The sequence below is a fragment of the Nostoc sp. LEGE 06077 genome (genome assembly GCF_015207705.1).
Classification (GTDB): domain Bacteria; phylum Cyanobacteriota; class Cyanobacteriia; order Cyanobacteriales; family Nostocaceae; genus Nostoc_B.
Genome location: NZ_JADEWI010000030.1, coordinates 1 through 25,874 on the forward strand (window position 1 = coordinate 1; position 25,874 = coordinate 25,874).

23 protein-coding genes and 1 pseudogene are annotated in these 25,874 nt (G+C 41.5%); 16 read left to right on the top strand and 8 right to left on the bottom strand.

Features of this window, described 5'->3' with window-relative positions:
* Positions 1–196, top strand: a pseudogene (locus IQ244_RS18560) (IS5/IS1182 family transposase); the annotation flags it as partial.
* Between the two features lie 107 nt (positions 197–303).
* Positions 304–1,308, top strand: coding sequence for a hypothetical protein (locus IQ244_RS18565; RefSeq protein ID WP_228059007.1), 1,005 nt, complete (start codon positions 304–306; stop codon positions 1,306–1,308).
* Positions 1,309–1,461: 153 nt separating this feature from the next.
* Here the strand turns inward: IQ244_RS18565 and IQ244_RS18570 are convergent, their stop codons facing one another.
* Positions 1,462–1,722, bottom strand: coding sequence for a DUF4926 domain-containing protein (locus tag IQ244_RS18570; protein ID WP_193896727.1), 261 nt, complete (start codon positions 1,720–1,722; stop codon positions 1,462–1,464).
* A gap of 109 nt (positions 1,723–1,831) precedes the next feature.
* Here IQ244_RS18570 and IQ244_RS18575 point away from each other — a divergent pair, with 109 nt between their 5' ends.
* The 4 genes from IQ244_RS18575 (at position 1,832) to IQ244_RS18590 (ending at position 4,773) form a co-directional block, all read left to right on the top strand.
* The gene (locus IQ244_RS18575) at positions 1,832–2,554 is read left to right on the top strand and encodes a pyridoxine 5'-phosphate synthase (RefSeq protein ID WP_193896729.1); all 723 of its coding nucleotides are present in this window, start codon (positions 1,832–1,834) and stop codon (positions 2,552–2,554) included.
* Between the two features lie 291 nt (positions 2,555–2,845).
* Positions 2,846–3,565: a SnoaL-like polyketide cyclase gene (locus tag IQ244_RS18580; RefSeq protein ID WP_193896731.1), complete on the top strand. Its 720-nt coding sequence runs from the start codon at positions 2,846–2,848 to the stop codon at positions 3,563–3,565.
* Positions 3,566–3,627: 62 nt separating this feature from the next.
* Positions 3,628–3,957, top strand: coding sequence for an MgPME-cyclase complex family protein (locus IQ244_RS18585; protein WP_193896739.1), 330 nt, complete (start codon positions 3,628–3,630; stop codon positions 3,955–3,957).
* Positions 3,958–4,119: 162 nt separating this feature from the next.
* The gene (locus IQ244_RS18590; protein WP_193896741.1) at positions 4,120–4,773 is read left to right on the top strand and encodes a hypothetical protein; all 654 of its coding nucleotides are present in this window, start codon (positions 4,120–4,122) and stop codon (positions 4,771–4,773) included.
* A 102-nt stretch (positions 4,774–4,875) separates the two neighbouring features.
* On the opposite strand, the gene IQ244_RS18595 is transcribed toward IQ244_RS18590, so the two are convergent.
* From IQ244_RS18595 to folD, 3 genes are all read right to left on the bottom strand, one after another.
* The gene (locus tag IQ244_RS18595) at positions 4,876–5,331 is read right to left on the bottom strand and encodes a divergent PAP2 family protein (RefSeq protein ID WP_193896743.1); all 456 of its coding nucleotides are present in this window, start codon (positions 5,329–5,331) and stop codon (positions 4,876–4,878) included.
* A 333-nt stretch (positions 5,332–5,664) separates the two neighbouring features.
* Complete coding sequence (gene crtE / locus IQ244_RS18600) at positions 5,665–6,594, bottom strand: geranylgeranyl diphosphate synthase CrtE (protein ID WP_193896745.1); 930 nt, start codon at positions 6,592–6,594, stop codon at positions 5,665–5,667.
* Between the two features lie 128 nt (positions 6,595–6,722).
* Positions 6,723–7,598: a bifunctional methylenetetrahydrofolate dehydrogenase/methenyltetrahydrofolate cyclohydrolase FolD gene (folD, locus tag IQ244_RS18605; protein WP_193896747.1), complete on the bottom strand. Its 876-nt coding sequence runs from the start codon at positions 7,596–7,598 to the stop codon at positions 6,723–6,725.
* A 262-nt stretch (positions 7,599–7,860) separates the two neighbouring features.
* Between folD and IQ244_RS18610 the strand changes: the two genes are divergently transcribed.
* The 6 genes from IQ244_RS18610 (at position 7,861) to IQ244_RS18635 (ending at position 13,416) form a co-directional block, all read left to right on the top strand.
* Positions 7,861–8,241 (top strand): hypothetical protein, encoded by a 381-nt coding sequence (locus tag IQ244_RS18610; RefSeq protein WP_193896749.1) that lies wholly within the window; start codon positions 7,861–7,863, stop codon positions 8,239–8,241.
* 18 nt (positions 8,242–8,259) lie between these two features.
* Complete coding sequence (locus IQ244_RS18615; RefSeq protein WP_193896751.1) at positions 8,260–8,697, top strand: NUDIX hydrolase; 438 nt, start codon at positions 8,260–8,262, stop codon at positions 8,695–8,697.
* A gap of 172 nt (positions 8,698–8,869) precedes the next feature.
* Positions 8,870–9,985: an AI-2E family transporter gene (locus tag IQ244_RS18620; protein WP_193896753.1), complete on the top strand. Its 1,116-nt coding sequence runs from the start codon at positions 8,870–8,872 to the stop codon at positions 9,983–9,985.
* Positions 9,986–10,295: 310 nt separating this feature from the next.
* Entirely contained in the window at positions 10,296–11,894 is a 1,599-nt protein-coding gene (locus IQ244_RS18625) for an alkaline phosphatase D family protein (protein WP_193896755.1), read from the top strand.
* 81 nt (positions 11,895–11,975) lie between these two features.
* Positions 11,976–12,539: a Uma2 family endonuclease gene (locus IQ244_RS18630; protein WP_193896757.1), complete on the top strand. Its 564-nt coding sequence runs from the start codon at positions 11,976–11,978 to the stop codon at positions 12,537–12,539.
* Positions 12,540–12,615: 76 nt separating this feature from the next.
* Entirely contained in the window at positions 12,616–13,416 is an 801-nt protein-coding gene (locus tag IQ244_RS18635; protein ID WP_193896759.1) for a dienelactone hydrolase family protein, read from the top strand.
* A 263-nt stretch (positions 13,417–13,679) separates the two neighbouring features.
* On the opposite strand, the gene IQ244_RS18640 is transcribed toward IQ244_RS18635, so the two are convergent.
* Entirely contained in the window at positions 13,680–15,314 is a 1,635-nt protein-coding gene (locus IQ244_RS18640; RefSeq protein ID WP_193896761.1) for a transglutaminase domain-containing protein, read from the bottom strand.
* Between the two features lie 324 nt (positions 15,315–15,638).
* On the opposite strand from IQ244_RS18640, the gene IQ244_RS18645 reads away from it, so the two are divergent.
* From IQ244_RS18645 to IQ244_RS18655, 3 genes are all read left to right on the top strand, one after another.
* The gene (locus IQ244_RS18645) at positions 15,639–18,500 is read left to right on the top strand and encodes a cation-translocating P-type ATPase (RefSeq protein WP_193896762.1); all 2,862 of its coding nucleotides are present in this window, start codon (positions 15,639–15,641) and stop codon (positions 18,498–18,500) included.
* 131 nt (positions 18,501–18,631) lie between these two features.
* Positions 18,632–19,813 (top strand): DNA replication/repair protein RecF, encoded by a 1,182-nt coding sequence (gene recF, locus IQ244_RS18650; protein ID WP_193896764.1) that lies wholly within the window; start codon positions 18,632–18,634, stop codon positions 19,811–19,813.
* A gap of 82 nt (positions 19,814–19,895) precedes the next feature.
* Positions 19,896–20,321, top strand: a complete 426-nt coding sequence (locus tag IQ244_RS18655) for a hypothetical protein (protein ID WP_193896850.1) — start codon at positions 19,896–19,898, stop codon at positions 20,319–20,321.
* On the opposite strand, the gene IQ244_RS18660 is transcribed toward IQ244_RS18655, so the two are convergent.
* On the bottom strand, positions 20,318–20,773 hold the full coding sequence (locus IQ244_RS18660; protein WP_193896766.1) for an MgtC/SapB family protein: 456 nt from the start codon (positions 20,771–20,773) through the stop codon (positions 20,318–20,320). The genes IQ244_RS18655 and IQ244_RS18660 overlap by 4 nt on opposite strands.
* Positions 20,774–21,478: 705 nt before the next feature.
* On the opposite strand from IQ244_RS18660, the gene IQ244_RS18665 reads away from it, so the two are divergent.
* On the top strand, positions 21,479–23,815 hold the full coding sequence (locus IQ244_RS18665) for a putative PEP-binding protein (protein ID WP_193896768.1): 2,337 nt from the start codon (positions 21,479–21,481) through the stop codon (positions 23,813–23,815).
* A 4-nt stretch (positions 23,816–23,819) separates the two neighbouring features.
* Here the strand turns inward: IQ244_RS18665 and IQ244_RS18670 are convergent, their stop codons facing one another.
* Both IQ244_RS18670 and IQ244_RS18675 read right to left on the bottom strand, forming a co-directional pair.
* Positions 23,820–24,641, bottom strand: coding sequence for a hypothetical protein (locus IQ244_RS18670; protein ID WP_193896770.1), 822 nt, complete (start codon positions 24,639–24,641; stop codon positions 23,820–23,822).
* 48 nt (positions 24,642–24,689) lie between these two features.
* Positions 24,690–25,865, bottom strand: coding sequence for a hypothetical protein (locus IQ244_RS18675; protein WP_193896772.1), 1,176 nt, complete (start codon positions 25,863–25,865; stop codon positions 24,690–24,692).
* Positions 25,866–25,874 lie beyond the last annotated feature (9 nt).

Below are 25,874 nucleotides of genomic sequence, written 5' to 3' on the forward strand. Positions count from 1 at the left end.
TTGCGAAGATAAAAAGAGTAATCGAGACTTAGCCAAAGTTCGAGTTGTCGGTGAGCATATTAATCGGAAACTAAAGATATTTAAAATCTTGTCTGACCGTTATCGCAATCGGAGAAAAAGATTTAGTTTGAGATTTAATCTCATCGCTGGTTTGTACAACTATGAGCTTCGTCTCCCTAAAACTGAATCTGCTTAACTGACTTTTGCAAGAGGTCTAATACCATTCCTGCGGGGATTCCGACTTGGTTTATTGCGCGTCAACACCGCTTTACAACTAACACCCATTGGCGAAACGGTGCATTGTTGGCTTATGAACAAGAACATTTAGCCTTGGTGGAAGCTGTGAAGGGCGATCGCTATATTAAACTAACAGTACGCGGTGCTAATCCCCTGAATTTTTTTGTCCTGCTGCGGGATGGCATTGAAGTAACTCTCTCCAGGTTTCCCGGCTTAGATATTCAACGTACTATTCCCTGTCTTGGTCATAATGGTGAACCCTGCACCCACGAATTTGACTATCACCAATTGTCCAAACGCAAGAAAGCAACAATTGAATGTCCAGAAGCGGAAGAAGATATATCTGTTGCCGAACTTTTATATGGTTTAAATTTCCATACACAAAATGCAGTATTAGAACGCATTGATGAATTAGAAACAAAAATTGTTGACGGACAAGAGGAAATTCTCAATGAATTCAAAAATCTACTCGAATTGACGCAACGGGAATTTACTCATGTCTTCCGCCGCGAACAAGCCAAAATAGATTCTCATTGTCCGAATATTTTTATTCTGCGTCCCCGTGGTGGTAAATCTTGGCAAAAAGCCATAGCCGGACAAAAAATAGATTTACAACTTTATTGCCAAGCCCCAGGCTGTTGGCATCCCACCCAAGCAGGTGGTTTATATGAAATAGATGAACCTGCTAAATGGCTGAGAGCAACTGCACCTTATATTAGTAAATTATTTAAAGTTTTGAGATTTGCCGCACCCATAATTGGCCCTTGGCTGGGTGTGGTAGACCCTAAAGAATACGAAGCAATTTATAAGAATGATTTGGAATTATTTAAAGAACTAGCCGAGAAATTACCAGAAATTCAAAATACTGAAGATTTAGAATTAGCAGATAGAATTACCAGAGGTGAAGATTTAGATCCCGAACGTGCCGATGGTTCAGCGTTGCGTGCTTTACGCCAACTATTAGAAGAAAAAGACCCCCAACAACATTGGGGCGGACTCAAGAAAGTATTAACACCAGAAGGACATTATCTGTGGTTGTGCGAACACCATACAGCCGAATATAAACGGTAATAAGTAATCTTATTTGATTTATACAGGACTTACGCAAAAGTATGAAGAAACGAACCACAAAGGACGCGAAGGACACGAAGTTATAAGAGTTTGAGAGAGTTCTTGCGTAAGTCCTGTTATAAAGGTTATGGGATTTACTGTAAGCTATTTACTTTAAACAGTAGCCAAATCGTAATGCAAAACTAAAATTTCATTTATTTTTAAAACAGCCATTGCATACTCACAACCTTGAGTATCAGCAAATTCAACTAAATATTTAGTATCTTCCTTTTCTTCATACACTTCTACGATTGTTCCCACTTCTCCATTTGGTAAACTTTCGATAGAAATCATATCCGATTCCACCAGAGTTAACCGCTCAATTGGAATTGGTTTAAGAGTGGCAATAGTATCTAAAAGTTTAGGCTTAGTCATTTAGTTTAAGAAATGCTGTGATTAAACTAGACGATCGCGTCTGCCTCACTTTACCACCCCGATTTCCGGTAAAATCAAGTTCGGAGGACTGTGAATCAGGAGACTAGGGTTGCCTACACTTGGAGTTAACATCGACCATATCGCCACTATCCGACAAGCGCGGCGGACGGTGGAACCAGACCCCGTGGCGGCGGCTGTGCTGGCAGAATTAGGGGGTGCAGATGGAATTACAGTACATTTGCGAGAAGACAGGCGGCATATTCAAGACCGAGATGTACGTTTGTTACGGCAAACTGTGAGAACCCATCTTAATCTAGAAATGGCAGCTACAGATGAAATGCTGGCGATCGCACTTGACATCAAACCAGATTATGTGACTTTAGTACCGGAAAAACGCGAAGAAGTCACCACAGAAGGCGGACTCGATATCGTTGGGCAAATTGCTAGAATAGGAGAAATTGTCGATAAACTGCAAAGCGCTGCCATTCCTGTCAGTTTGTTTATCGATGCCGTACCCGCACAAATCGAAGCATCTGTCAAAATACAAGCAAAATTCATTGAACTGCACACTGGCCAGTATGCTGAAGCGCACAATGAAACCACTCGCCAAAAAGAACTAGCAATATTAGCTACAGGGTGCGAACAAGCCATTAAAGCCGGACTACGAGTCAATGCTGGTCATGGACTCACTTACTGGAATGTTTCTCCTGTCGCCGCGCTTCCAGGAATGGAAGAACTAAACATCGGTCATACTATCATCAGTCGGGCAGCGTTAGTTGGCATAGAAAGAGCAGTCCGGGAGATGAAACAAGCAATACAAGAAAATCAGTGAACAGTTAGCAGTTATACAGTTATCAGTTTTTTATTGATAACTGTTCACTGACAACTGATAACTGATATTAGGGGGGTTGTAACTGCGAAATCCAGAAAAAAGTATGAAGTGTGAAGTATAGCGGTAGTCAGATATGTTAGGAAAATTTGAAAGCTTGAATGCCAGGAATGGTAAGACTTTTACTCCTGCCTTCTGCCTTCTACCTTCTACCTCCTGCTATCTGAAATCAATGTTTCCGTCTGAAAACTTCAAACTTCAGCTTTGTTGGGTAAATTTTCAACTAAAACTTTTATGACCTCAACAGAATCTCACAACCTACCGCTTTGGGTACAAGATAGGGATAAAGTTATCGCCGCCAGCACTGATGTTGAGTGGCGTTATCAAACACCCCCTGATTATTCGCGCTCCAAAGAAAATCTTGCCAAAGAAAGTGTATGTAATCATGCCGAAGGATCGTTAGAAGCGATCGTGCAAAACTTAGTCAGAACCTTCGAGATGGAGGTATCATTCAAATCTAACCCACAGCAGTGGTTAGCGATAGTCAATGACAAGTTTCGTGTCAGTACCAATGGTGGCAAAGAGTATACAGCAGCAGAATTAGGCAACCAAGGTACTTACAATTTATTTATGGCTGATTCAGAACATTACAAAGCTTCTGAAGAAAGCTTTGAATCATCAGCCAAAATCTTCCACACAACATTTCCCCAAGGTTTCCCTTGGGAAGTTCTGGAAGTGTACTCAGGGCCACCAAACGTAACATTTAAGTGGCGGCACTGGGGACATTTTAGAGGTGCATACAAAGACTATGCACCAACTGGAGAGACAATTGAAATTATCGGGATGAGCGTTGCTCGTGTCACCGATGATTTAAAGATTATTTCCGTAGAACACTATTTTGACAACACGCTGTTTTTAGACAAACTTACAGCTGGTGGCAAACAAACAAATAGTGAAACTAAAGGAAGTGGTTGTCCCTTCAGTTCTTGGTTCCCAAAATTTCGTAAGAGTTAGTTAAATAGGGTGCAGAATTAACTCTGTACCCTATTTAACCCATTATTAACCCAAGGATGAAAATGCAAACATATTATTACGTTTTAGCCAGCCAACGCTTTCTTGTCCAAGAAGAACCCCTAGAGGAAGTGCTGAAAGAACGCACCCGTCACTATCACGAAAATGAAAAACAAATTGATTTTTGGTTAGTGCAGCAGCCAGCATTTTTAGAAGCGCCGGAAATGGCAGAGATTAAAGCTAAATGTCCTAAACCCGCAGCTGCAATTATTTCTACAAATCCCCAATTTATTACCTGGCTGAAACTACGCTTAGAGTATGTGATTACTGGTGAATTTCATGCACCTTCAGTCACAATTCCCGAACCCTTGGCATCCCTTGTTAGTGTTTCCTAATAAACTCAAGTATGAAGTATGAAGTATGAAGTATGAAGTGAGAAATAAAATTAGCTTGACCAGAAGAATTTGGTATGTAAATATTTTTCATATCTTCATCCTTTAGACTTCATACTTTTTAGTGACGAACTACTAAAATAAAAATTTTCAAAAATCCAGCTTATGCGTCCCAATTTTGTGCAGAGATTTGAGACTATATCTAGTGCATTAGTAATAGCGATCGCAGGTTTAATCAATACTACAATTTCTGTTAACGCGCAGCAAAAACTTCCTGTCTGCCAACCGCCAAAGCCTGGGGAGTATTTATTACTAGTCATTACTCCTACTGCCGAATATCAAAAGCAATTGCGAAGTGCTTTACCAAACGAGATTCCCACTACTACCTGTCAATATCTCACCGACACAGTAACGCGGATAGGTGGTTTTAACACCATTGAATATGCAAATCGTTGGGCAAGATATATCAATAATATTGTTGGGTTATCTGCCATCATTTCTACAAAACCTGCCGAAGTGACTCAACAAGCAGCAACAGTACCAACAGTTAGCTATAATCCGCAACCATTAGGACAAGGTTACGCCGTACTAGTAGACTACTACAACCGTCCAGAACTAGCGAATAGCGTGCAACAAGTCGTAGGCGGTAACGTAGGTTTTGCCTCCTATGGACAGCGCCCTTACTTATTAGCAACTCATACAACCAACCAACAACAAGCATATAACACATTACAAAAACTCAACGAGCGTGGCTTTTTCGCCATCCTCGTCGATAGTCGCAAAGTAGTGTTACTGCGTTCAGCTGTCAAAGTCCAGTAGCCAGTTGAACAAGGTAAAAGTCAAAAGGTAAAAGGCAAAAGTTAACAGAAAGAATGTTTATCTTATAAGGTTTTCACTCTTGATACTTCACACTTCACTTGACTAATAAGCATACCTAGCTAACCAGTAAATGGCGATGCCCAAAGCGGAACCAGCTATTACTTGGACTGGTGTGTGTCCTAGTAATTCCTTCAGGCGGTCTTGGCTAAATTCGTGCTTTTCATCAAATAATTCCGCAATCATTTGATTGAGTATTCGAGCTTGCTTACCCGCAGCTTGGCGGACTCCGGCTGCATCATACATCACGATAATGGCAAACACAGTAGCTAAGGCAAACTCCGGCGATGCCCAACCAACAGTTTGCCCGATACCAGCGGCTAAGGCAGTCACTAGAGCCGAATGAGCGCTGGGCATACCTCCAGTTGTAACTAAAACACGCACATTCAGTTTTTGATTTTTGACGACCTCGATAAGTAGCTTCAACGCTTGAGCAATGAAACAAGCTATCAGCGCTACCAGCAGCACCCGGTTGTCTAAAATATCGGCTATCTCCTGCATGGTGTTTTGGTTCAGTTAGTTAAAATTAGCAGTAATTATTTTGTAAGTAAAAATTAGACGCAACCCAAAATTCCAAATCTCAAAAAAAACTGATCCCAAATTGGCAAACTTCATCTTGTTTGATGTTTTTGGAGTAGCCTGTTAGTCAAGACTATGAATCCATAGCAGGAGACAGGTAACAGGCGGCAGAGTTAAAAGTCTTTTGCTGTTTGAGTTTTACACCAATGTCCTAACTAGCTTGGCTATTGCGATAATTGTTGCATAATAGCCACTGAAGATTAACTCATCTTCTGTAACACTAATTTACGGCAAGGTAGTGGCTCCAAAGTTTTCCTAGTTATTGCGATTTACAATAAAGTGGGCTATGGCTTTGAGTGGTTGTGCAAGACTACCATAAGGTTCTAATTCTGCACAAGCTGACTCAATTAGCTGTTGAGCTTTAGTGCGTGATTCCTCAATTCCCCACAGGCTAGGATAGGTGACTTTTTTCGCTATTAGGTCTTTACCAGCAGTTTTGCCTAATTGTTCTTGAGTCGCAGTCACATCCAAAATATCATCAATAATTTGGAATGCCAGACCAATGTTTTGTGAGTAGCGAGTTAGTCGTTGTATGTCTTCTGATGAGGCTCCTGCCAAGATACCGCCACAAACCACACAGGCTTCTAGCAGGGCCGCAGTTTTATGGTTGTGAATAAAATTCAGGGTTTCCAGAGAAATATCAGATTTCCCTTCTGATTCCAAATCTACTACTTGTCCACCGACTAAACCTGCTGCGCCCAGCGCTCTGCCTAAGCGGGCAATTACCTGTAAAACTTTGTCTCTAGGAACGTTCTCAGGTGTTTGAGTGGCAACAAGTTCAAAAGCGAAGGCGAGTAACCCATCTCCAGCCAAAATGGCAATATCGTCGCCATAGACTTTGTGATTCGTCAATCTACCACGACGATAATCATCATTGTCCATTGCTGGCAGGTCATCGTGAATTAATGACATTGTGTGAATCATTTCTACGGCACAAGCTGTAGGCATAGCCATTTCGATAGTGCCGCCCATCATTTCACAGGTAGCAAGGCAGAGAATGGGACGTACACGCTTACCTCCAGCGAGGAGAGAGTAGCGCATTGATTCGTAAATTTTTTCTGGATAAACAACAGGCATAGATGTATCCAGAGCAGTATCACAAAGCTTTTGGCGTTCTTTGAGATAGGCTACAAGGTTAAAGGTTGCTGTTTCTGGCATCTTCTGAAGGTTATCAGCTGCTACCATTCTTATAATTCCTTCAATTTTTGGCTTTTGGCTGTTTGTCTTATACGTCACAATTTTACGGGGCTTTGGCGCTGAAAAGTTATGCAGGATGAATCGGGAGTAAAAAATTCATAACTTATAACTTTTAACTAGCTTGTAGCGCGTAAATAGCTGGTAAAGGTGTTTTGCAACAATATGGCAACGGTCATGGGGCCCACACCACCGGGAACGGGGGTGAAATATTCTGCCAAACCAGCAATTGATTCCAAATCGACATCGCCGACTAAGCGACTATTGCCATTGGCATCAGTGACGCGGTTCATCCCCACATCTACCACGATCGCACCCTGTTTTACCATGTCGGCGGTAATGAGTCCTGGACGACCAACTGCGGCAATGAGTATATCGGCATTCTTGGTGATGTTAGCAAGATTGTGCGATCGCGAGTGGGCAACTGTGACAGTAGCATCCGCTTCCAGTAGCATCAAGGCCATTGGCTTGCCTACTAATATGCTACGTCCTACAACCACCGCATTTTTTCCCCGCAGCGGAATATTATATTCTGCCAGCAAGTGCATCACTCCCGCAGGGGTGCAACTACGTAATCCCTTTTCTCCTCGTACCAGTCGCCCTAAATTCACTGGATGCAGTCCATCTGCATCTTTATCGGGATGTATTTGATGTAACAAAGACACTGCATCTAAATGGTCGGGGAGGGGTAGCTGTACTAAAATTCCATCTACATTTTCATCTTCGTTGAGTGCGGCAATTACAGCCTCTAATTCTTGTTGGCTAGTATCTTGAGGAAAATGCTTACCAAAAGAAGCAATACCTACCTTGGCGCAGGCTTTTTCTTTATTGCGGACATAAGCAGCTGATGCGGGGTTATCGCCAACCATCAACACTGCTAAACCCGGAGGACGGCCAACTTTGGCTTGCAATTGGTTAATTTGTGTTTTTAGCTCTTGGTGTATTTTTGCGGCTAAGGCTTTACCATCAAGAAGTTTGGCAGTTGTTGTTTCCATGAGAATCCTCAGAAGATTCGCCTCTAATCCAAAATTTTAGTTGTCTGTAGCGAAGTTAACAGTTTGAAAAAATCCTTGTCTGTTGATTACTGTTGCGTTTCTCCTACCACAAGACCATACTTGTTCATCTTCTCAGATCCCTTGTCTCATCTTACGGATCAAACAATGAAATCTTCGAGAGAGGGGGTGGAGAACAGGTAACAGCTAAAAGGCAACAGGTAACAGTAGAAAAGTTTTCTCTTCTCAACTCCCGCTGAAACTTATGTACAAATCGCCAAATTATTACCGGATACTTTGCAATTTTTTCCTAGTGGTGGGAATTTCTAGCTGTGGTTCTTGGAGACTTCCAGAAATCAAAGGTAGCAATTTCATCTTTGGTAGTAATGTCACACCAATTGAAAAAATTCCCGCAAAACCCGACAAACCGACTACTGTTTATATTCAAGGTAAAGTCGAAAAGCAAGTACCACTAATGAAGCAGTGGGCATACCAAATTAACGACTCAACTGGCAAAATCTGGGTAATTACCAATCAAAAAAATTTGCAAAAGGGAACTCAAGTAGTGTTAAGGGGTAAAGTTAGCTACAAAAGTATTCCCATCGCTGGGAAAGATTTTGGTGAAGTATATATAACAGAAGAGTAATTTTTAAGTGTAAATTTTATGACTAACCAACTACCAGAAGTAGCGATCGCCATTCTCTACCAAGACCATAAGTATCTCATGCAACTGCGAGATAATATCCCCACGATTGCGGCTGCTGGTTGCTGGGGTTTGTTCGGTGGACATATCGAACCCGGCGAAACGCCAGAGGTAGCAGTTAAACGCGAACTTATCGAAGAAATTGGTTATAAATTACCGACATTTACCGAATTCGGCTACTATCCCGATGAAAAAGTTATCCGCCATGTTTTTCAGGCTCCCTTGTTAGTGGATATAAATCAACTAGAACTTAATGAAGGTTGGGACATGGGACTTTTAACACCGGAAGATATTCGCAATGGAAGTTGTTACTCAGCCATAGCCGGCGAAGTTCGACCATTAGGGTCGATGCACCAAAAAATTATGCTGGATTTTATCAATAAGGAAAATGCTGAGTGAAGAGAGGTGATAGGTGATAGGTAATAGGTGACAGGTGACAGGTGATAGAAAATTATCTGTAACCTATAACCTGCAACCCATAACCTGTAACCTGTAACCTCTAACCCCAGCCCCTTGAAAGAAATTAATCTAATGCCACAATAAACTAAAGAATTGTGGTGGAGTCACTCTCATGCAATCAGCAAACAAACTACCACGATGGTTAAGTTATGGCTTGGCGTTCCCGCTAGTCATTCTCAACGGTTGGTTATTAATCCAGGTTGTCAAGTATTTTCAACCCTTGGTTAGTGTAGTTGCGATCGCTATCCTACTAGCTTTTGTCTTAAACTACCCCATCCAGTTCTTTCACAGACGCGGTGTACCACGAAACTTGGCGATTATTGGAGTCTTGCTGTTAGCTGTGGTGATTTTAGCGGGTGTTGGTGTCACCTTAGTGCCAGTTATCTTGCAACAGCTAAATGAACTAGCTAATATTCTGCCTTCTTGGATAGATTCTGGCTTGCAACAATTAGAAGCCTTTCAAACTTGGGCAGCGACACAACAACTTCCTTTAAATTTAAGAGGTTTAGCTCTCCAACTTTTAGAAAGATTATCTAATCAATTTCAATCTTTTACCGGGAGAATTTTGGGTTTTGCTTTTGATACTATCGGTGTCGTAGTTAATATCTTAATTGCGGCTGTTTTGACTATTTATTTAATATTAAATGGGCAAAATTTGTGGGATGGAGTTTATCAATGGTTTCCTGAGCATATCGGCACAAAAGTTAGGCAATTGCTTCGAGAAGATTTTCAGAATTATTTTATTGGTCAGGCAACACTGGGAGCAATTTTAGCAGTGTTGGTCACATTAGCCTTTGTCGCTCTGAGAATTCCCCTAGCTTTATTGTTTGGCATTGCGATTGGCTTTTTCTCATTATTTCCCTTTGGTACAGGTATAGGAATTGGCCTAGTTAGTTTATTAGTCGCTTTAGAAAACTTCTGGTTAGGTGCAGAAGTTTTAGGTGTCGCTGTCGCCCTTGATCAAATAAATTCTAATATTGTCGCCCCCAGAATTTTAGGAAATTTAACTGGCTTAAATCCCGTGTGGGTGGTAATTTCCTTGCTTATAGGTGCAAAATTAGGCGGTGTTTTAGGATTGTTAATTGCTATTCCTCTTGCCAGTTTTATTAAGGATATTGCTGATAGTTGGCGAGCCGGAGAACTTACCCAAAAGATAGTGGCTCATGAGGATAGTATAAAAGTTGCACCAATGGAAATCAATCAAGAAAATTACATCAGCAAAAGTTAATTAAAACTTACTTTGATAGTTCAGATACCCGACTTCTTGAAGAAGTCGGGTATCTTTTAGTTTATACCATAATACTTTCTTAACTTTTAGATAACGCAATATTTACTTATAGGCTAGAGAGAATATGCTAAATACCTATTTTGGTTTATGGATAGCTAGTACAACAAGGCAAAAGTAAAAAGTCAAAAGGAAAAAGAAAGAATAGTGATACCACAAGCCTTTTAGCAATTCAAGATTATCTGTTTATTTACTCCTACCTGTACTAGTTTAATTTACTGCTCTACAGACATTTTCAAAACAACGCAATTTTATGGAATTTCATCAGCCATTAAAAGTAAATCGTCGTCAGTTTTTACTCCGTTCAGCGGTGACAGCAGGTGGAATTATTGGGACAAACCTTGTCTCTAAATCTCCTGTTTTTGCTCAAGCACCAGCCATTATTACTTCCGAAAAGATGCGTCCAGGTATACCTTTTGGTGTAGCTAGTGGCGATATTAGCGACAATAACGTTGTAATTTGGAGTCGGAGCGATCGCCCCGCTAGAATGATCGTAGAATATTCCACTAGCGAATCATTTCGCAATGTCCGGCGCATACCTGGGCCTGTGGCTTTAGAAACTAGCGACTTTACCGCCAGACTTAACTTGAGAAATCTACCCCCAAATCAACAGATATTTTATCGGGTAATTTTTCAAGATTTAAACTATCGCAACGTTTACAGCGCCCCAGTTAGAGGTACTTTCCGTACACCTCCTAAATTTGGGCGAGATATCTGCTTTGTTTGGGGAGGAGACACCGCCGGACAAGGATGGGGGATAAATCCTGACTTTGGCGGGATGAGAATTTATGAAACTATGCGCCAACTCCAGCCGGACTTTTTCATCCATTCTGGCGATAACATCTATGCTGATGGCCCCATTCAAGCAGAAGTAACGCTGGATGATGGCACAATTTGGCGCAACATCACCACACCAGAAAAATCCAAAGTCGCTGAAACTTTAACAGAGTTTCGGGGTAACTATCAATACAACTTGATGGATGAAAACATCAAGCGTTTTAATGCTGAAGTGCCTATTTTATCCCAGTGGGATGACCACGAAGTTACAAATAACTGGTATCCTGGCGAAATACTCAGTGATGCTCGCTACACAGTCAAGGATGTTAACTTGTTAGCCCAAAGAGCAAGACAAGCATTCTTGGAATATATGCCCATTCAGTATGATAATGACCCAGAAAAAACGAGAATTTATCGTTCCTTTGAGTATGGTTCATTGCTAGATATTTTCATGCTGGATGAACGCACTTATCGAGGGCCAAATTCGTCAAATAATCAGCCAGAACAAAGTCCAGCAACAGATTTCTTAAGTCGAAGACAAGTGCAATGGATAAAACGACAATTACTCACATCCAAAGCAACCTGGAAAGTCATTGCTAGTGATATGCCTTTAGGACTGATAGTTAGAGATGGTGCGACTGATTTTGAAGCTTGGGCAAACGGCGATGGCCCCGCTTTAGGTAGAGAATTAGAATTAGCCGACTTACTGCGGTTTATCAAAAATAAAAATATTCAGAATGTGGTGTGGTTCACTGCGGATGTTCATTACGCCGCCGCTCATTACTACGACCCGAATAAAGCCCAGTTTCAAGACTTCAAACCTTTCTGGGAGTTCGTCGCCGGGCCGCTGAATGCAGGTACATTTGGGCCTAATCAATTAGAAAATACCTTCGGCCCACAGTTAGTATTTCAAAGCCTTCCGGCTGGTACAAGAGCAAATCGACCCCCAAGTGAAGGGTTGCAATTTTTTGGTGCAGTCCAAATTAATGCTTATACCAAAGTGATGACAGTATCATTACGTAATTTAGCAGGACAAGTTGTTTACAGTGTAGATTTGCCACCAGAGCAACATTAACCGTAGGGTGGGCAAACTTGCCCACCCATATTTTAAAATTGACATCAAGCCAATCAAACTTTCTTTTACCAAAAAGTCTCAATGGTACAGACCCCATCTAAACGTATGACTTTGGCAGAGTTTCTCAAGCTACCCGAAACTGAACCTGCTAGTGAATATATTGATGGGCAAATTATTCAAAAGCCAATGCCACAAGGTAAACACAGTACAATTCAAACTGAGTTCTCTACTACTGTCAACATAGTTCTGAAACCGCAAAAGATTGCACGAGCATTTTCAGAATTACGTTGCTCATTTGGTGGGCGTTCAATAATTCCAGATGTATCTGTGTTTACTTGGAAGAGAATTCCCCGCGATGAAAAAGGCGAGGTTGCGAATACCTTTTTAATAGTTCCTGACTGGACAATTGAGATTTTATCACCCGATCAAAACCAAACAAAAGTCACTAAAAATATTTTGCATTGCCTCAACTTTGGTACTCAAATGGGTTGGTTAATTGACCCAGATGAGCAAACTGTCTTTGTTTATCTACCCAAGCAACAGCCAGAGGTTTTTGACCTAGCAGAACAAAAACTTCCAGTTCCGTCTTTTGCTAATGAGCTAAATTTACATCTGGGAACTTTGTTTGACTGGTTATTAGAATAAATAAAGAGGATTGTGATGCGTGGTATGAAAAAACAACCAGAATACACAAATTAATATAAATTAAGCCGAAACAAACATGGTAAAAATAACAAACATCGAAATTAATACGTCAAAAATCAAAATATCTAACGGTGAGTTACAAATTGATGCTTATTTAGCTGAACCAGTACAAGCAGGAGTCTTTGGTGCTGTTATAATTTTTCCCGAAATTTTTGGAGTTAATAGTAATATTCGGGATATTACCGAACTCATAGCCAAACAAGGATATGTAGCAGTAGCACCTGCAATGTATCAAAGAATTGCTCCAGGTTTTGAGATTGACTATAGCCCTAATGATGTTGGGTATAGCCCAGAAGCTTATCAGCTTGGGTTGCAATACTATCAACAAGTAAAGTATCAAGAAATTCTCAGCGATATTCAAGCCACGATCGCCTATCTTAAAACTTTACCCAATGTTAAAGATCGCAAAATTGGCGCTATTGGTTTTTGCTTTGGCGGTCATGTTGCTTATATGGCTGCAACTTTACCCGATATCAAAGCTACGGCTTCGTTCTATGGTGGTGGGATTACTACTTCTAGTTATGGTGAAAAAACTCCGACGATTAATCGCACCTCCGAAATTAAAGGTACTATTTATACATTTTTTGGTAACAGAGATACGCTCATTTCCCAACAAGAAAATGAGCAAATTGAGGCAGAATTAAAGAAACATCAAATCAATCATCGTGTATTTCGATACGATGCAGGACATGGATTTTTTCACGGATTTTTTAAAGATAAGTACCCATTAATAGAACAGCACCCCAGTTATCATCCCCAAGCGGCTACTGATGCTTGGCAAAATGTTGTGGAACTGTTTCAAAACCATTTAAACTGAATTTTACGATGTGCGATCGCTCAATGTAAAATTCAGAGCCTACAGTGAAGGTTGTTTCTTTGATGAGGTTATTTTGACTAGTAAATATTTCTGAATTTAAGAAATATTAATGCCTTGTCCAGGGTCAAACAAATTTGGATTTTAGATTGATTGCACCGAAAAGAGAACCTAACACAGCAAGTGTTTGAGACTTGTTCTACCTCTTATCGGCGGAAACAGAATTTAAAAACCAATCTAAAATCCAAAATCTCATTAATTAGCAATCAAAAAGGTGGTAATTCTTTAAGAATTGTAAAGCGAATATGATTTATTGCTAAATCACCTATGGGAATATCTTCTTTTGTCAGTCTGGCACCTTGACTACTTAAACTTTCAAAAGTGATACCTTTGCCAATTTCAATATGATACCAACACAAGCCCATAAAAAAGCGTGTCGGATAAGGGCCTCCGTACCCCAAATCATCAGGATTTGATTCCATTGGCAACCAGCCGAAATTTGGGATGTAAAATTCCAACCAAACATGATTAAAATCTGGTTGTAATGGTACACCTTGATGTTCGCTATAAGGAGGGCATTTGTATCTACCCACTGTCCGACAGGGGATACCATTTAAACGGCACAAAGCGAGTAAAACACCCACATACTCGCCACAAGAACCAACCCCACGTTCTAAAACGATATCTGGGGTGTCAATGTAGGGTTTAATGCCATAGGATAATTCATCGTAAACATAGTTACGGATACTATACATTTTCCGCAGCAAGTTGGTTTCCGAGCCAATAGCATCACGGGCTGCATTGCGAACAATCGACGTATCCATTGCCAAATCGTCATCATCTACTAGGTAACGACTTTGAAACTCGGCGGAAAGTTCTGGCAAATCTTCGACATCTTTAGGCGTAATCCGATACTTAATCCCCCGTACTTCTAACAGTGCCTTCCAGCCAAATACATGGCGTTCACCGGGAGTTAAAGCCTCAAATTTAAATACTGCTACCCGTTGTCCGTCAATTACTTCTTCTGTAAAAGGGACACCAATAGGTTCGATGTGTTTGAGTGTTTGGCGTTCAGTTTCTGAAGGTAACGCAATGCGCCATTCGACATCTGGGAGATAAACCTCTTCTAAGGGCGCAATTTCTTCGGCATAAGACATTTCGATGAGATAACCATTAGACAAGGCGTAGCGCTTATCCGGGTTGTAATAGTAATACAACGGGTGAATAAAAGTGCGATCGCGGTAAGTTAACTCATGATTTGGATCAGCATTGGGATTATCCCGGATATAAGGCTCTTCAGAGGCATAAGCAACGTAAAGCGTTTCCTTACCTGTCTCACCATCGTGATGTACCGCTATACCTGTTGGCGAATCAAACGGTGTCAGCACACTAAAATTTAGCTCACCCGTCGCCCGATCCATCGAGTAAACTGTTTGTTCAGTGCGATCGCAAATCCACAAAGTTTCTTGAGTCACTGCCAAATTTTCTACACCAACTCCAGGCGCGTAAAATTTGGTAATTTCTTTCCGTGTATTGCGGTCAAAAATCAAAATGTAACCTAGCTTTTGGCAGCTAATATAAACTGTTGAGTCCCATACAGCGACACCATCAGCCGTATAAGGCAATGTAGCAAAATGTTCTAGACCTAAAGATCCCAACTTCGATAAATAAACACTATTACCACGAGTTACCCAGAGGGTATCTTCCCAAACTGCTAAACCGGTGACATCATCAAATTCTTTCACCTGGTGCGGATTGATAATTTTGCTGTTGTCAGACTCAGGATCAATCTCTAGTAGATGCCCTTTTGTACTGTCAATCGCAATCAGTCTATCGTGAATAAAAGCAATGCCACATAGGGAGGCAGCCGTAAGCGGTCGAATTGTCCTTTGCCCAAACATCTGGCTTGCAGTCTAATGAGGGAGTGCAAAATTTATATTAAGCATATATATTCCCCGGTTTAGCACGCCTAGCAGAGATTTTGCTATGACCTCTAGACGGAACCGCACATTTTTTGGGGAACAGTTTTTAATCAAATGTTCTGAGAAAGACTATGAATTACATAAAAATACACACAAACATAACTTAAAAAAAGTTAGCGAATGTCAGGAAACACATTTAAACTTGTACAAGTTAGCAATAACCTAATGTAACTTTAGTGAATGGTTTTATTGCCATCACTAAATTATGATCGAATTTTGTAACCTTTTCCTGTAACCTACACAATGTCTGCTAATTCTCTGCCTGAAAGTACCCCGACTTGGCATACTTTGGAAGTTGATAAAGCTCTAGACCTGCTTGATAGTAAGGCAGACAGCGGCTTAACACCCCAAGAAGTTGAACAACGGTTGCAAAAATACGGCCCCAACGAATTAGAAGAACATGGTGGCCGCAGTGCTTGGGAAATTCTGCTCGATCAGTTCAAGAACATCATGTTGTTGATGCTGATTGCTGTGGCTTTGATCTCCGGATTTTTGGATTTTACCGCATGGCAAGCTGGCGCATTAAAGCCAGGAGAAGTGCCATTCAAAGATACAGTTGCAATTATGGCAATTGTGGTTCTCAATGGCATCCTGGGCTATGTGCAAGAAAGCCGCGCCGAAAAAGCCTTGGCTGCACTCAAACAAATGGCTTCTCCTTTAGTGCGAGTCATCCGCGACAGAAAACTGCTGGATGTCGCAGCTAAAGAAATCGTTCCAGGTGATGTCATGCTGCTGGAAGCTGGAGTGCAGATAGCCGCAGACGGACGCTTAATCGAACAATCAAGTTTACAAATACGGGAATCAGCACTTACAGGGGAAGCTGAAGCTGTCAACAAACAGGCAACTCTGAAATTACCTGAAGATACATCTTTAGGCGATCGCCTAAACTTAGTTTTTCAAGGCACCGAAGTTGTCCAAGGACGCGGTAAAGTTCTGGTGACAAACACGGGAATGACAACAGAACTAGGTAAAATTGCTACCATGTTGCAATCAGTGGAGAGTGAACCCACACCTTTGCAACAACGGATGACACAACTGGGTAACGTCCTAGTTTCGGGTTCCTTAATTCTGGTGGCGATCGTTGTGATTGGCGGTATCATCCAGTCCAGAGGTTTTAGCAATTTACAAGATTTGTTAGAAGTTTCCTTAAGTATGGCGGTGGCAGTAGTCCCAGAAGGTTTACCCGCCGTTATTACCGTTACCTTGGCATTGGGAACCCAGCGGATGGTACGCCGCAACGCCTTGATTCGCAAACTGCCAGCAGTCGAAACCTTGGGTTCTGTCACCACCATTTGTTCTGATAAAACAGGCACCCTGACACAAAACAAAATGGTGGTGCAATCAATTTTTACCAATAACAATACTTTTCGGGTCACAGGAGAAGGTTACGCACCAACTGGGGATTTTCAATTAGATAGTCAAAAAATCCCTGTGGAAGATTACCCGGAAATTCCCGCTTTACTCGTCGCTTGTGCCGTTTGCAATGACTCGGTACTACAAAAAGAACAAGGAGAGTGGGCCATTTTAGGCGACCCCACCGAAGGTGCATTAATCACCCTAGCTGGCAAAGCTGGCATTGAGAAAGACCAGTGGAACAGTAAATTACCCCGTGTGAGTGAATTTCCTTTTACCTCAGAACGCAAACGGATGAGCGTGATTTCTCAGGTAGAGGCCGTTGCGACTGGGGAACCATCTTTGACAAGTGTAGATCCGGCAATTTCTGGTTTTATCAACTCTGAACCTTACCTGATGTTTACCAAAGGTTCCCCAGAGTTAATTTTGGCTCGCTGCACGGAAATTCATTTAGGTACACACTCAGTCCCTTTGACAGAATCAGAACGCAGTCAAGTTTTGGCGGCAAATGACCAAATGGCCAGTCAAGGCTTGCGAGTTTTGGGTTTTGCTTACAAACCTCTGACAGAAGTTCCCCCCGAAGGCTCAGATGAAGCATCGGAGAACAGCTTGATTTGGCTGGGGTTAGTCGGAATGCTGGATGCACCCAGACCAGAAGTAAGAGCAGCCGTGGCAGAATGTCGCCAAGCCGGGATTCGCCCAGTGATGATTACAGGCGACCACCAGTTGACAGCCCGCGCCATTGCGATCGATTTGGGCATTGCTCAAGCAGGCGACAGAGTGCTAACTGGTCAAGAATTGCAACGTATGAACGACCAGGAACTAGAGCAACAAGTTGACTTAGTAAGCATCTATGCCAGAGTAGCCCCAGAACACAAACTGCGAATTGTCCAAGCATTGCAACGCCGGGGTAGATTTGTCGCCATGACTGGCGATGGTGTGAATGATGCCCCAGCCTTAAAACAAGCAGACATTGGCATTGCAATGGGCATCACCGGTACAGATGTGAGTAAAGAAGCCAGTGATATGGTGCTGCTAGATGACAACTTTGCCACCATCGTGGCGGCAACCAAAGAAGGTAGAGTTGTTTACACCAATATTCGCCGTTTTATTAAATACATCTTGGGTAGTAACATCGGCGAAGTATTAACTATTGCCGCTGCACCAATTTTAGGTTTAGGCGGTGTTCCCCTCACACCATTACAAATTCTTTGGATGAACTTGGTCACAGATGGTTTACCAGCCTTGGCCTTAGCGGTAGAACCACCAGAACCAGATGTAATGCAGCGTCCGCCCTTCAGCCCCCGCGAAAGCATTTTTGCTAGGGGTTTGGGTTCCTATATGATTCGCATTGGGATTGTTTTTGCAATTATTACGATCATTCTCATGGAGTGGGCATATCATCATGCTCACGCAGTCACAGGAAATGGACTCGACCCAGAGCGTTGGAAAACAATGGTATTTACTTCATTGTGTATTGCCCAAATGGGTCATGCGATCGCTATTCGTTCCAACAACCAACTTACCATTGAGATGAATCCTGTATCTAATCCTTTCGTGCTGGGTGCGGTTGTGGTAACAACAATTTTGCAACTCATGCTTGTTTACGTTCCACCCCTGCGCGATTTCTTCGGTACTCACTGGTTACCTCCCGAAGAGTTGGCAATTTGTATTGGTTTCAGCGCCTTAATGTTTGTCTGGATTGAAGGTGAGAAAATCTTCTTCCGCTTAATGGGTAAGAGAACTGTTTAATAAGTAAAAAGGTAAAAGTAAAAAGTAAAAAGAGAAGAGAGTGTATACTTTCAGCCTTTCTTCAAGAATATTGGTTTTTGCCTTTTACCTTTTGTCTTTTGCCTTTTACCTTTTGCCTTTTTACTTGAACCATGTATCTCAAAACTTTACACCTGAGACAATTTCGGAATTACCAAGAGCAAAAAGTTGATTTTCATGCTGCCAAAACGATTTTGGTAGGCAATAACGCTCAGGGTAAGTCTAATTTGTTGGAAGCTGTAGAGTTATTAGCCACATTGCGATCGCACCGAATGGCACGCGATCGCGATTTAATTAAGGATGGGGAAGCTTTCGCGCAAATCAACGCCAGCCTGGAACGCGAAATAGGTGTGAGTGATTTAAATTTGACTCTCCGTCGTAACGGTCGCCGTAGTGTGGCGATTAATGGTGAGACAGTCCGGCGACAAATGGATTTTTTGGGTGTTCTTAACGCCGTGCAGTTTTCCAGTTTAGATTTAGAACTAGTGCGCGGTAGTCCCGATGTCCGACGCAACTGGTTGGATACTTTATTAATCCAACTCGAACCAGTTTATGCCCACATTTTGCACCAGTACAACCAAGTATTACGCCAACGCAACGCCTTTTTAAAAAAAAATCAAGATTCCCCACTCAGCACTCAGCACGGGCTAAACGCACCACTAACAGCACGGGCTGAACGCCCCGCTACCGCTAACAGCAATCAAAACTCAGAACTCGCCCTCTGGGATGCACAATTAGCGACTACAGGTACCAGAGTAATTAGAAGACGCGATCGGGCTATTCAAAGATTAGCTCCCATTGCTGCCGCCTGGCACGCCAGTATCAGCGGCAGTACAGAAATTTTAGAAATTAAATATTCATCTCATATTCCTTTGGTGCAGAACCAACCAGAAGAAGTCCAGCAAGCTTTTTTAACCAAAATTCAGCAACGCGCTATGGCCGAACTCTACCGAGGCACTACCCTTGTCGGCCCTCATCGTGACGAAGTAGAATTGACTATTAATCAAACGCCTGCTCGGCAATATGGTTCTCAGGGTCAGCAACGCACCTTAGTCTTAGCCTTAAAACTCGCAGAATTACAGCTAATTGAAGAAGTGGTGAAAGAGCCGCCATTGCTGTTGCTTGATGATGTCCTAGCTGAATTAGATCCATATCGTCAAAATCAATTGCTTGATGCGATTCAAGACCGTTTTCAAACTTTAATCACCACAACTCACTTGAGTTCTTTTGATGCTCAGTGGTTAAATTCTTCTCAAATTCTGTTTGTCAAAGCAGGAGAGATATCAATGAATTAGTCAATAGTCAATAGTCAATAGTCAAGGCTCAAAATGACAAATGACAAATGACAAATGGCAAATGACAAATGACATTTCAATTATGCAAAAAACTAATCACAAATTAGACCCCCAGGAAATTGCCTCATTAGGTGCATCGTTACGAGCAATTGAGCAAAAGTTCTTAAAACAAAGACGCAAAGAGGGTTATAAGAAAATTTGGTTTCAAGGCGAAGAACCTTATTTTGATGTTTTTTTTGAATTTGAGTATGACAAATTAATTTGGTTTCAATTTACTTTGCGTGGTAAAACAGTTTCATGGGATATCAGAAGACCAGAATTACAAACAGGTAATACTAACGAGTTGTGTACTGATGATGTGAGTTTTTACGCAGCTAGTAAAACTATTGAAACTGACACACAAATAGATGGGGAATTTATATATTTAGTAAAATTAATATTAGAAACTAGAGCCGAAGAAGAGGTTTTTGCTAAAGCATTAGTGTTATTTAAGAAATTAAAAAATTAACTATTTTCTAATTTTTTAAACAGATTTAGCACTAAAATAGTCAATAAAGCAGCTATTAATCCCAATTGCCATAAACCACACCCAGCCACAATGCCTAAAGCAGATGAAACCCAAATCGCTGCGGCTGATGTCAGTCCATGAATTTCAGGCTGCTGTGATTTTTGGGAAGATTCACGAACAATTTCTCCAGCCCCAAGAAATCCTATACCTGCGGCAATTCCTTGAATTACCCGACTCAGAGCATCAGGGCTAGGGTCTGACGTACCTGTTTGCAAAGGGATAAGAGTAAACAAAGCTGAACCTAAACTCACCAGTATGTGAGTTCTTAAACCTGCTGGCTTACGTCTGATTTGACGCTCGATACCAATAACTGCGCCTAACAGCAAAGCTAGGCACAGTCTAAAAAGGGTATTCAGCCAATCATTTGGTGAAAAGTAGTAAGTATTTAACAATTCTGTTTCCAGATATATATAAAGTAATATATGTTACTGTAACTTAAAAAGAGCAGCATTGATTTGAGTAATTAAAGCTGAGTAAGAGATATTTTGATTTCCCAAGTTGATGATTATTGCTATCAGGTAATAGTGCTGAGTATAAGTTTTTTTGTGGCAATATTCTGACTTAGCTTGATTAATTTGACTGCCAAGCCTGGAGGTCTGGGAAATTTAAAGACATTTAAGGATTATGATTGATCCCCAACTAATTCTGGCAATTTTAGATGATTATTCCATTCAGAGCAGTGCTGTTTGAGGCAGATGATATAGAATTTCGAGGAAAATTTATGGCAATATTGATGATCTACACTAATGGCATAACTTTCAAACTGATGGACTAGCTATTTGAGTGTTAAAACTGATTAATCAGTAAAATTTTAACTCAATCTGCTCAGTTGAGTCCTAAACTCTATACTAGAAAGCTATATACCTTTCTAGAGTTTGATCTAGGACTATGGCACCAAAAATATTAATTAGCCAAGGGGTGAGATTATTGCCAGATACTGGGGAATAAGAAATTAACTCATAACTAAGTCAAACTAATCTTAAATAATCGACTAGGAAGAACTTCTCTCGGCAGATAATTTAGTCAATAGCCTTGGGTCATTTACCGGGAGAGAAAGCCTGTAGTAGCAAATTGAAAACCAATAGAAAACAACGTGAGTGGAAAAAGTCTACTGGCTTGACCAAATTAAACTGCAAGACCGCACCAAAGTAGGTGACAAAGCATTTTACTTAAGCAGAATCATGCAGCGTGGCTACCCTGTAGCATCTGGTTTTGTAGTTTCAGCAGAAGTTTTGCGGCAATTTTTAGAAACTATCAACAGTTCAGAATCCTTAGTTGCAGACTTACCTGATTCTTCATTACATTTAGATGTAGCTAATTGGCGACAACTTCAGCTAGTAGCTAGTCGCTTGCGTCAAGAAATTGTAGGCGCAACTGTACCACCACAGTGGGTGAGTACAATTTTGATGGCGGCGAGAGAATGGCAAACTAAATATTTGATTTTGCAACCAACATTATCAGTCTCGAATATTCCAAACACAGTAGGAAATATATCTGGGTTGTTGGAGCAAAGCTTTTGTTACTGTGATGAAAATGCGATCGCGTTGGGATTAAAACGCATCTGGAGTCAGTTATTCCGTGCTAGAAGCTTACTGTATTGGCAACGGATGGGAATTGATCTGCAAAATGTCAATTTGGCTGTGTTAGTCCAACCCATCCAAAATGCGATCGCCAGTGGTTCACTTCAGGCTAACTCTGCTGGCTGGACAATTGAAGCAACTTGGGGATTAGGAGTAGCACTCACTAGAGGGGAAGTTTTGCCAGATGTATATTACATCCAGCAAGAAACAGGTATTGTCTTAGAACGACATTTGGGTAATAAAATACTGGCTTATCGTCTGGATGATGGGACGACAGCAGCTGATCAATCTCTACTCCAGTCGGTAATTACTGATGAAAACACAGGTCTAGTGACTTACTTAGTGGCGGAGGATCTACAAAAACAATACGCCCTAACAGAATCAAATTTACAACAAGTAATAGCTTTAGGGAATCAACTAGTAAGTGAACTGGGTAATAGTTTTACTGTGCAGTGGAGGATGGCGGAGGTAGATTCAGTTTCGCAGATCCAAATCACAGAAGTTAATACGCCCCTATCCACAATTCCTAATTTACAGTTAATCAAAGGGCTAGGGGCAGCCACAGGAAGAGTCACAGCTACAGCTTATGTAATTAATTCCCTACAAAAACCTGAGCAGATCCCTCAAGGAATCATTCTTGTCGTCCCGGCGATCGCACCTGATTGGTTAGCTTTGATGCACAAAGTTGTGGCGATCGTTACAGTACAAGGGGGTTTGACTAGCCATGCGGCAATTTTATCCAGAGAATTGGGTATTCCCGCAGTTGTCAGCGCCAAAGATGCTACAGTCTTAATTCAAACCGGAGAACAATTGCTGGTAGATGGCGACAGAGGAGAAATTTATCGCCTGAGAGAAAGTAAAGCCGGAAATGGAGAAAATCAAGAAATTAATTCCCCGATTTCTGCTTTTTCATCAAACCATCCCCTTGTTAGCCCTCATCTACCCATGATTGCTACTCAACTATTGGTAAACCTGAGTCAGCCTAGCTTAATCGAGCGATCGCAAAACTTACCTGTCGATGGCGTGGGATTGTTACGCTCAGAATTAATGTTACTAAATATACTCGAAGGTCAACATCCTCATAGCTGGTTGCTGAGTGGTCGTCGGGCTGAATTACTGGAGATATGGACACAGCAGATTATCAACTTTGTGCGGGCTTTTACGCCCCGACCAGTGTTTTATCGCTCTCTTGATTGGCGATTTGCTGAGTTTTCCTCATCAACTCATACTCCAGCAGCTGCACCGCATTCTATCTTGGGCGATCGCGGCACATTAAGTTATGTCACTAATCCCGCTGTTTTTGAGTTAGAACTAACAGCCTTGCTCAATGTCCAAAAAGCTGGCTATAGCAATCTGCGGCTATTGTTACCCTTTGTGCGGAATGTCGCTGAATTTACCTTTTGTCGCCACAAAGTTGAGCAAGTTGGCTTAACTCAGGTGTCACAATTTCAATTGTGGATGATGGCAGAAGTACCTAGTGTATTATTTTTACTGCCAGAGTATGTCAAAGCTGGAGTCCAGGGAATCTCCATTGGCACAAATGACCTCACCCAACTTTTGCTAGGAGTAGATCGAGAACAAGGACAGCTAACAAAAATATTTGATGAACGCCATCCCGCGGTGATGGGTGCGATCGCTCAACTAATTCAAATGGCTAAAAATGCGGGAATCCCCTGTTCCATTTGTGGTCAAGCACCAGCATTGTATCCCGAAATTATCGACCAATTAGTGGAATGGGGTATCACATCTATTTCTGTAGAACCAGAAGCAGTAGAACGGACATATCAAGCAATCGCCCGTGCTGAACATCGCTTAATTTTGGCCGCCGCACGTCGTCACATCAGCCAGCCATAAAATTTTACTTAATATATCCAGTTTCCCGGAAAAACTTACGTATATCAGCAAAATATTGATTGCGGTCGCTTTTGGTATAAGCTTGTCGGACTCGCTTCCAGCCATCTTCTCCTTGACCGAGTAAATACTTATCTGCCAAATACGCAGCTAAAAATCCTTTACCGTCATCACCTTGTTGACGAATCTCGGTGTAAGTTTTCCATAACTCAGAAGCATGGCTATAAATTAACTTAGGATAGCGGCGAGTCACATCAACCATTTTGCCTTGACGATATTGCCAAATTTGCAGCGGATAGGCAGAAGCAGCATAAGCTGTAAATGCGTAAGCAAAGCGATCGTCTTGACTCTCAAGTTCTACGATGCCATCTTTATCTAAATCTTTGAGCCGATAAGCCCCATTACCCCAGTCATGGCGAATTGGAGTATACTTTTGGGATTTTTTGTCATAGCGATAAATCAAAGAATAAGTACAACAATGTGCGCCACCTGTAAAAAAATCGGCAACTACTTCTGGTTCTTTGTCACCGTCTAAATCTAGTATGGGTAACTTATCTTCTTTCTCATATATACCGCCTACAGGTCGGTCATATTCACTTTCTTGGGGCAGTTTTTGATCTAAAACAACTTTACCTGCGCGGCTAATCTGCAAACGGACGTTTTTATATTGATATTCCTCTGGTTTTTCGTAAGATATTTCTGCACTAACATTACCTAATTGCCCAGTAATAGTTTCTGCACTACTTGACTGGGCAAATACAGCCATCTGGCTGAAAACAGCTAGACCGATTAGAGATGGACTCAACAAAGCACGAAGATTATTCAGCATAAGTGTTGTATATAGCTTGTTCAACTGTATACAACACTACAAAAACCATCAATATCGGAAAATACCTGCTACTTGTACCTGACTTGGCATTTTTTCTGGTTCCACAGCATAAACCTTGCCACCGTTGAGAATCGTATGAATCGCGGCAAAATCTAGCATATCTTGATCATCTGGTTCTGGTTCTGAGTGAATATCAACATTCATGGTTTCTGGGTCAAACTTGCCCCAAATTTGTTGTCCTACAGGTACAAACAAAGAATCAACTCTTTGGTAATAAGCAGCAGCCACAATTTCTTTCAGATCACTAGAAGCTGTACCAGTACCTTCCCCGGCCAATTGTTGATAAAGCTCCATCGCTTGCTGTTCAGGCTCATGCAATAACGGCTCAACAATTTCCCAAGCATCTGCGTGTAATTCATCAGTTTGGAAAAGTTCTGGTCTGCGAGTAATACCTTGTTCGAGTAAATTGGTATAACTATTGGCTTGGCGGTAAATAGGGTGAAGATAATCTACCCCTGCCAAAATTAGTGGTGCTGTTTCTTCCCGCAGTTTTTCATGGAGTTCAGCATCAACTATGTGAAAGAATTGCAAAATTGCTTCTTGGTGTTGATCTCGGTCTGGACTTCCCTGTCCGTGAAATGCACCTGGCTGTGAACTTGAAAAAGAAGTTGCAGTGCTACCTTTTTTTGTGGCGATGCGAAATTGACCATCTTTAGCAGTTTCGTCATATAAAAGAGCTTCATCAAGACTCTTAGGCAGATTTTCTACTTCTACTTCATCCAAACCAGAGCGCGTACCTGCAAAAAATTTCAAATCCTGTTGACTCAAAGCCAGAACATAGAACTTCCCATCATTATTAATTAAATGTAGTAATGGTTTAATGTGAAAGCGATCGCTCACAACTACCAACTCTGCAAATTCCATTGGCAATTGATAATAGCGGAATATTCCCGGCGCAATAAAAATAGCTAAACTTTGGTCTTGATTTTCCCAAAATTCCCCTGTATCCAGTTCCATTGCTGGCTGAAGCAACTGATTCGCCTCATTTTGGCTGATTTCCATTGCTTCTAAGCGGGCTTGTGCTTCCCGGATTAAATTTTTAAAGCGAATCGGATTTTGCCGAATCTCTGGCCCTGCTTTTTGCATAGGCATATATAGAGAAATACAGGGTTTATCAGTATTTTCAGTTAAAGTTTTGAGTTCATCAATAGATAATAGTGTCATATTATAAAG

What these genes read in the sequence shown, in the direction of transcription:
- IQ244_RS18570 (WP_193896727.1), bottom strand. Translation starts at nt 1,722, where the DNA reads ATGACTAAGCCTAAACTTTTAGATACTATTGCCACTCTTAAACCAATT.
- IQ244_RS18580 (WP_193896731.1), top strand. Translation starts at nt 2,846, where the DNA reads ATGACCTCAACAGAATCTCACAACCTACCGCTTTGGGTACAAGATAGG.
- IQ244_RS18585 (WP_193896739.1), top strand. Translation starts at nt 3,628, where the DNA reads ATGCAAACATATTATTACGTTTTAGCCAGCCAACGCTTTCTTGTCCAA.
- IQ244_RS18590 (WP_193896741.1), top strand. Translation starts at nt 4,120, where the DNA reads ATGCGTCCCAATTTTGTGCAGAGATTTGAGACTATATCTAGTGCATTA.
- IQ244_RS18595 (WP_193896743.1), bottom strand. Translation starts at nt 5,331, where the DNA reads ATGCAGGAGATAGCCGATATTTTAGACAACCGGGTGCTGCTGGTAGCG.
- crtE (WP_193896745.1), bottom strand. Translation starts at nt 6,594, where the DNA reads ATGGTAGCAGCTGATAACCTTCAGAAGATGCCAGAAACAGCAACCTTT.
- folD (WP_193896747.1), bottom strand. Translation starts at nt 7,598, where the DNA reads ATGGAAACAACAACTGCCAAACTTCTTGATGGTAAAGCCTTAGCCGCA.
- IQ244_RS18610 (WP_193896749.1), top strand. Translation starts at nt 7,861, where the DNA reads ATGTACAAATCGCCAAATTATTACCGGATACTTTGCAATTTTTTCCTA.
- IQ244_RS18615 (WP_193896751.1), top strand. Translation starts at nt 8,260, where the DNA reads ATGACTAACCAACTACCAGAAGTAGCGATCGCCATTCTCTACCAAGAC.
- IQ244_RS18620 (WP_193896753.1), top strand. Translation starts at nt 8,870, where the DNA reads ATGCAATCAGCAAACAAACTACCACGATGGTTAAGTTATGGCTTGGCG.
- IQ244_RS18625 (WP_193896755.1), top strand. Translation starts at nt 10,296, where the DNA reads ATGGAATTTCATCAGCCATTAAAAGTAAATCGTCGTCAGTTTTTACTC.
- IQ244_RS18630 (WP_193896757.1), top strand. Translation starts at nt 11,976, where the DNA reads ATGGTACAGACCCCATCTAAACGTATGACTTTGGCAGAGTTTCTCAAG.
- IQ244_RS18635 (WP_193896759.1), top strand. Translation starts at nt 12,616, where the DNA reads ATGGTAAAAATAACAAACATCGAAATTAATACGTCAAAAATCAAAATA.
- IQ244_RS18640 (WP_193896761.1), bottom strand. Translation starts at nt 15,314, where the DNA reads ATGTTTGGGCAAAGGACAATTCGACCGCTTACGGCTGCCTCCCTATGT.
- IQ244_RS18645 (WP_193896762.1), top strand. Translation starts at nt 15,639, where the DNA reads ATGTCTGCTAATTCTCTGCCTGAAAGTACCCCGACTTGGCATACTTTG.
- recF (WP_193896764.1), top strand. Translation starts at nt 18,632, where the DNA reads ATGTATCTCAAAACTTTACACCTGAGACAATTTCGGAATTACCAAGAG.
- IQ244_RS18655 (WP_193896850.1), top strand. Translation starts at nt 19,896, where the DNA reads ATGCAAAAAACTAATCACAAATTAGACCCCCAGGAAATTGCCTCATTA.
- IQ244_RS18670 (WP_193896770.1), bottom strand. Translation starts at nt 24,641, where the DNA reads ATGCTGAATAATCTTCGTGCTTTGTTGAGTCCATCTCTAATCGGTCTA.
- IQ244_RS18675 (WP_193896772.1), bottom strand. Translation starts at nt 25,865, where the DNA reads ATGACACTATTATCTATTGATGAACTCAAAACTTTAACTGAAAATACT.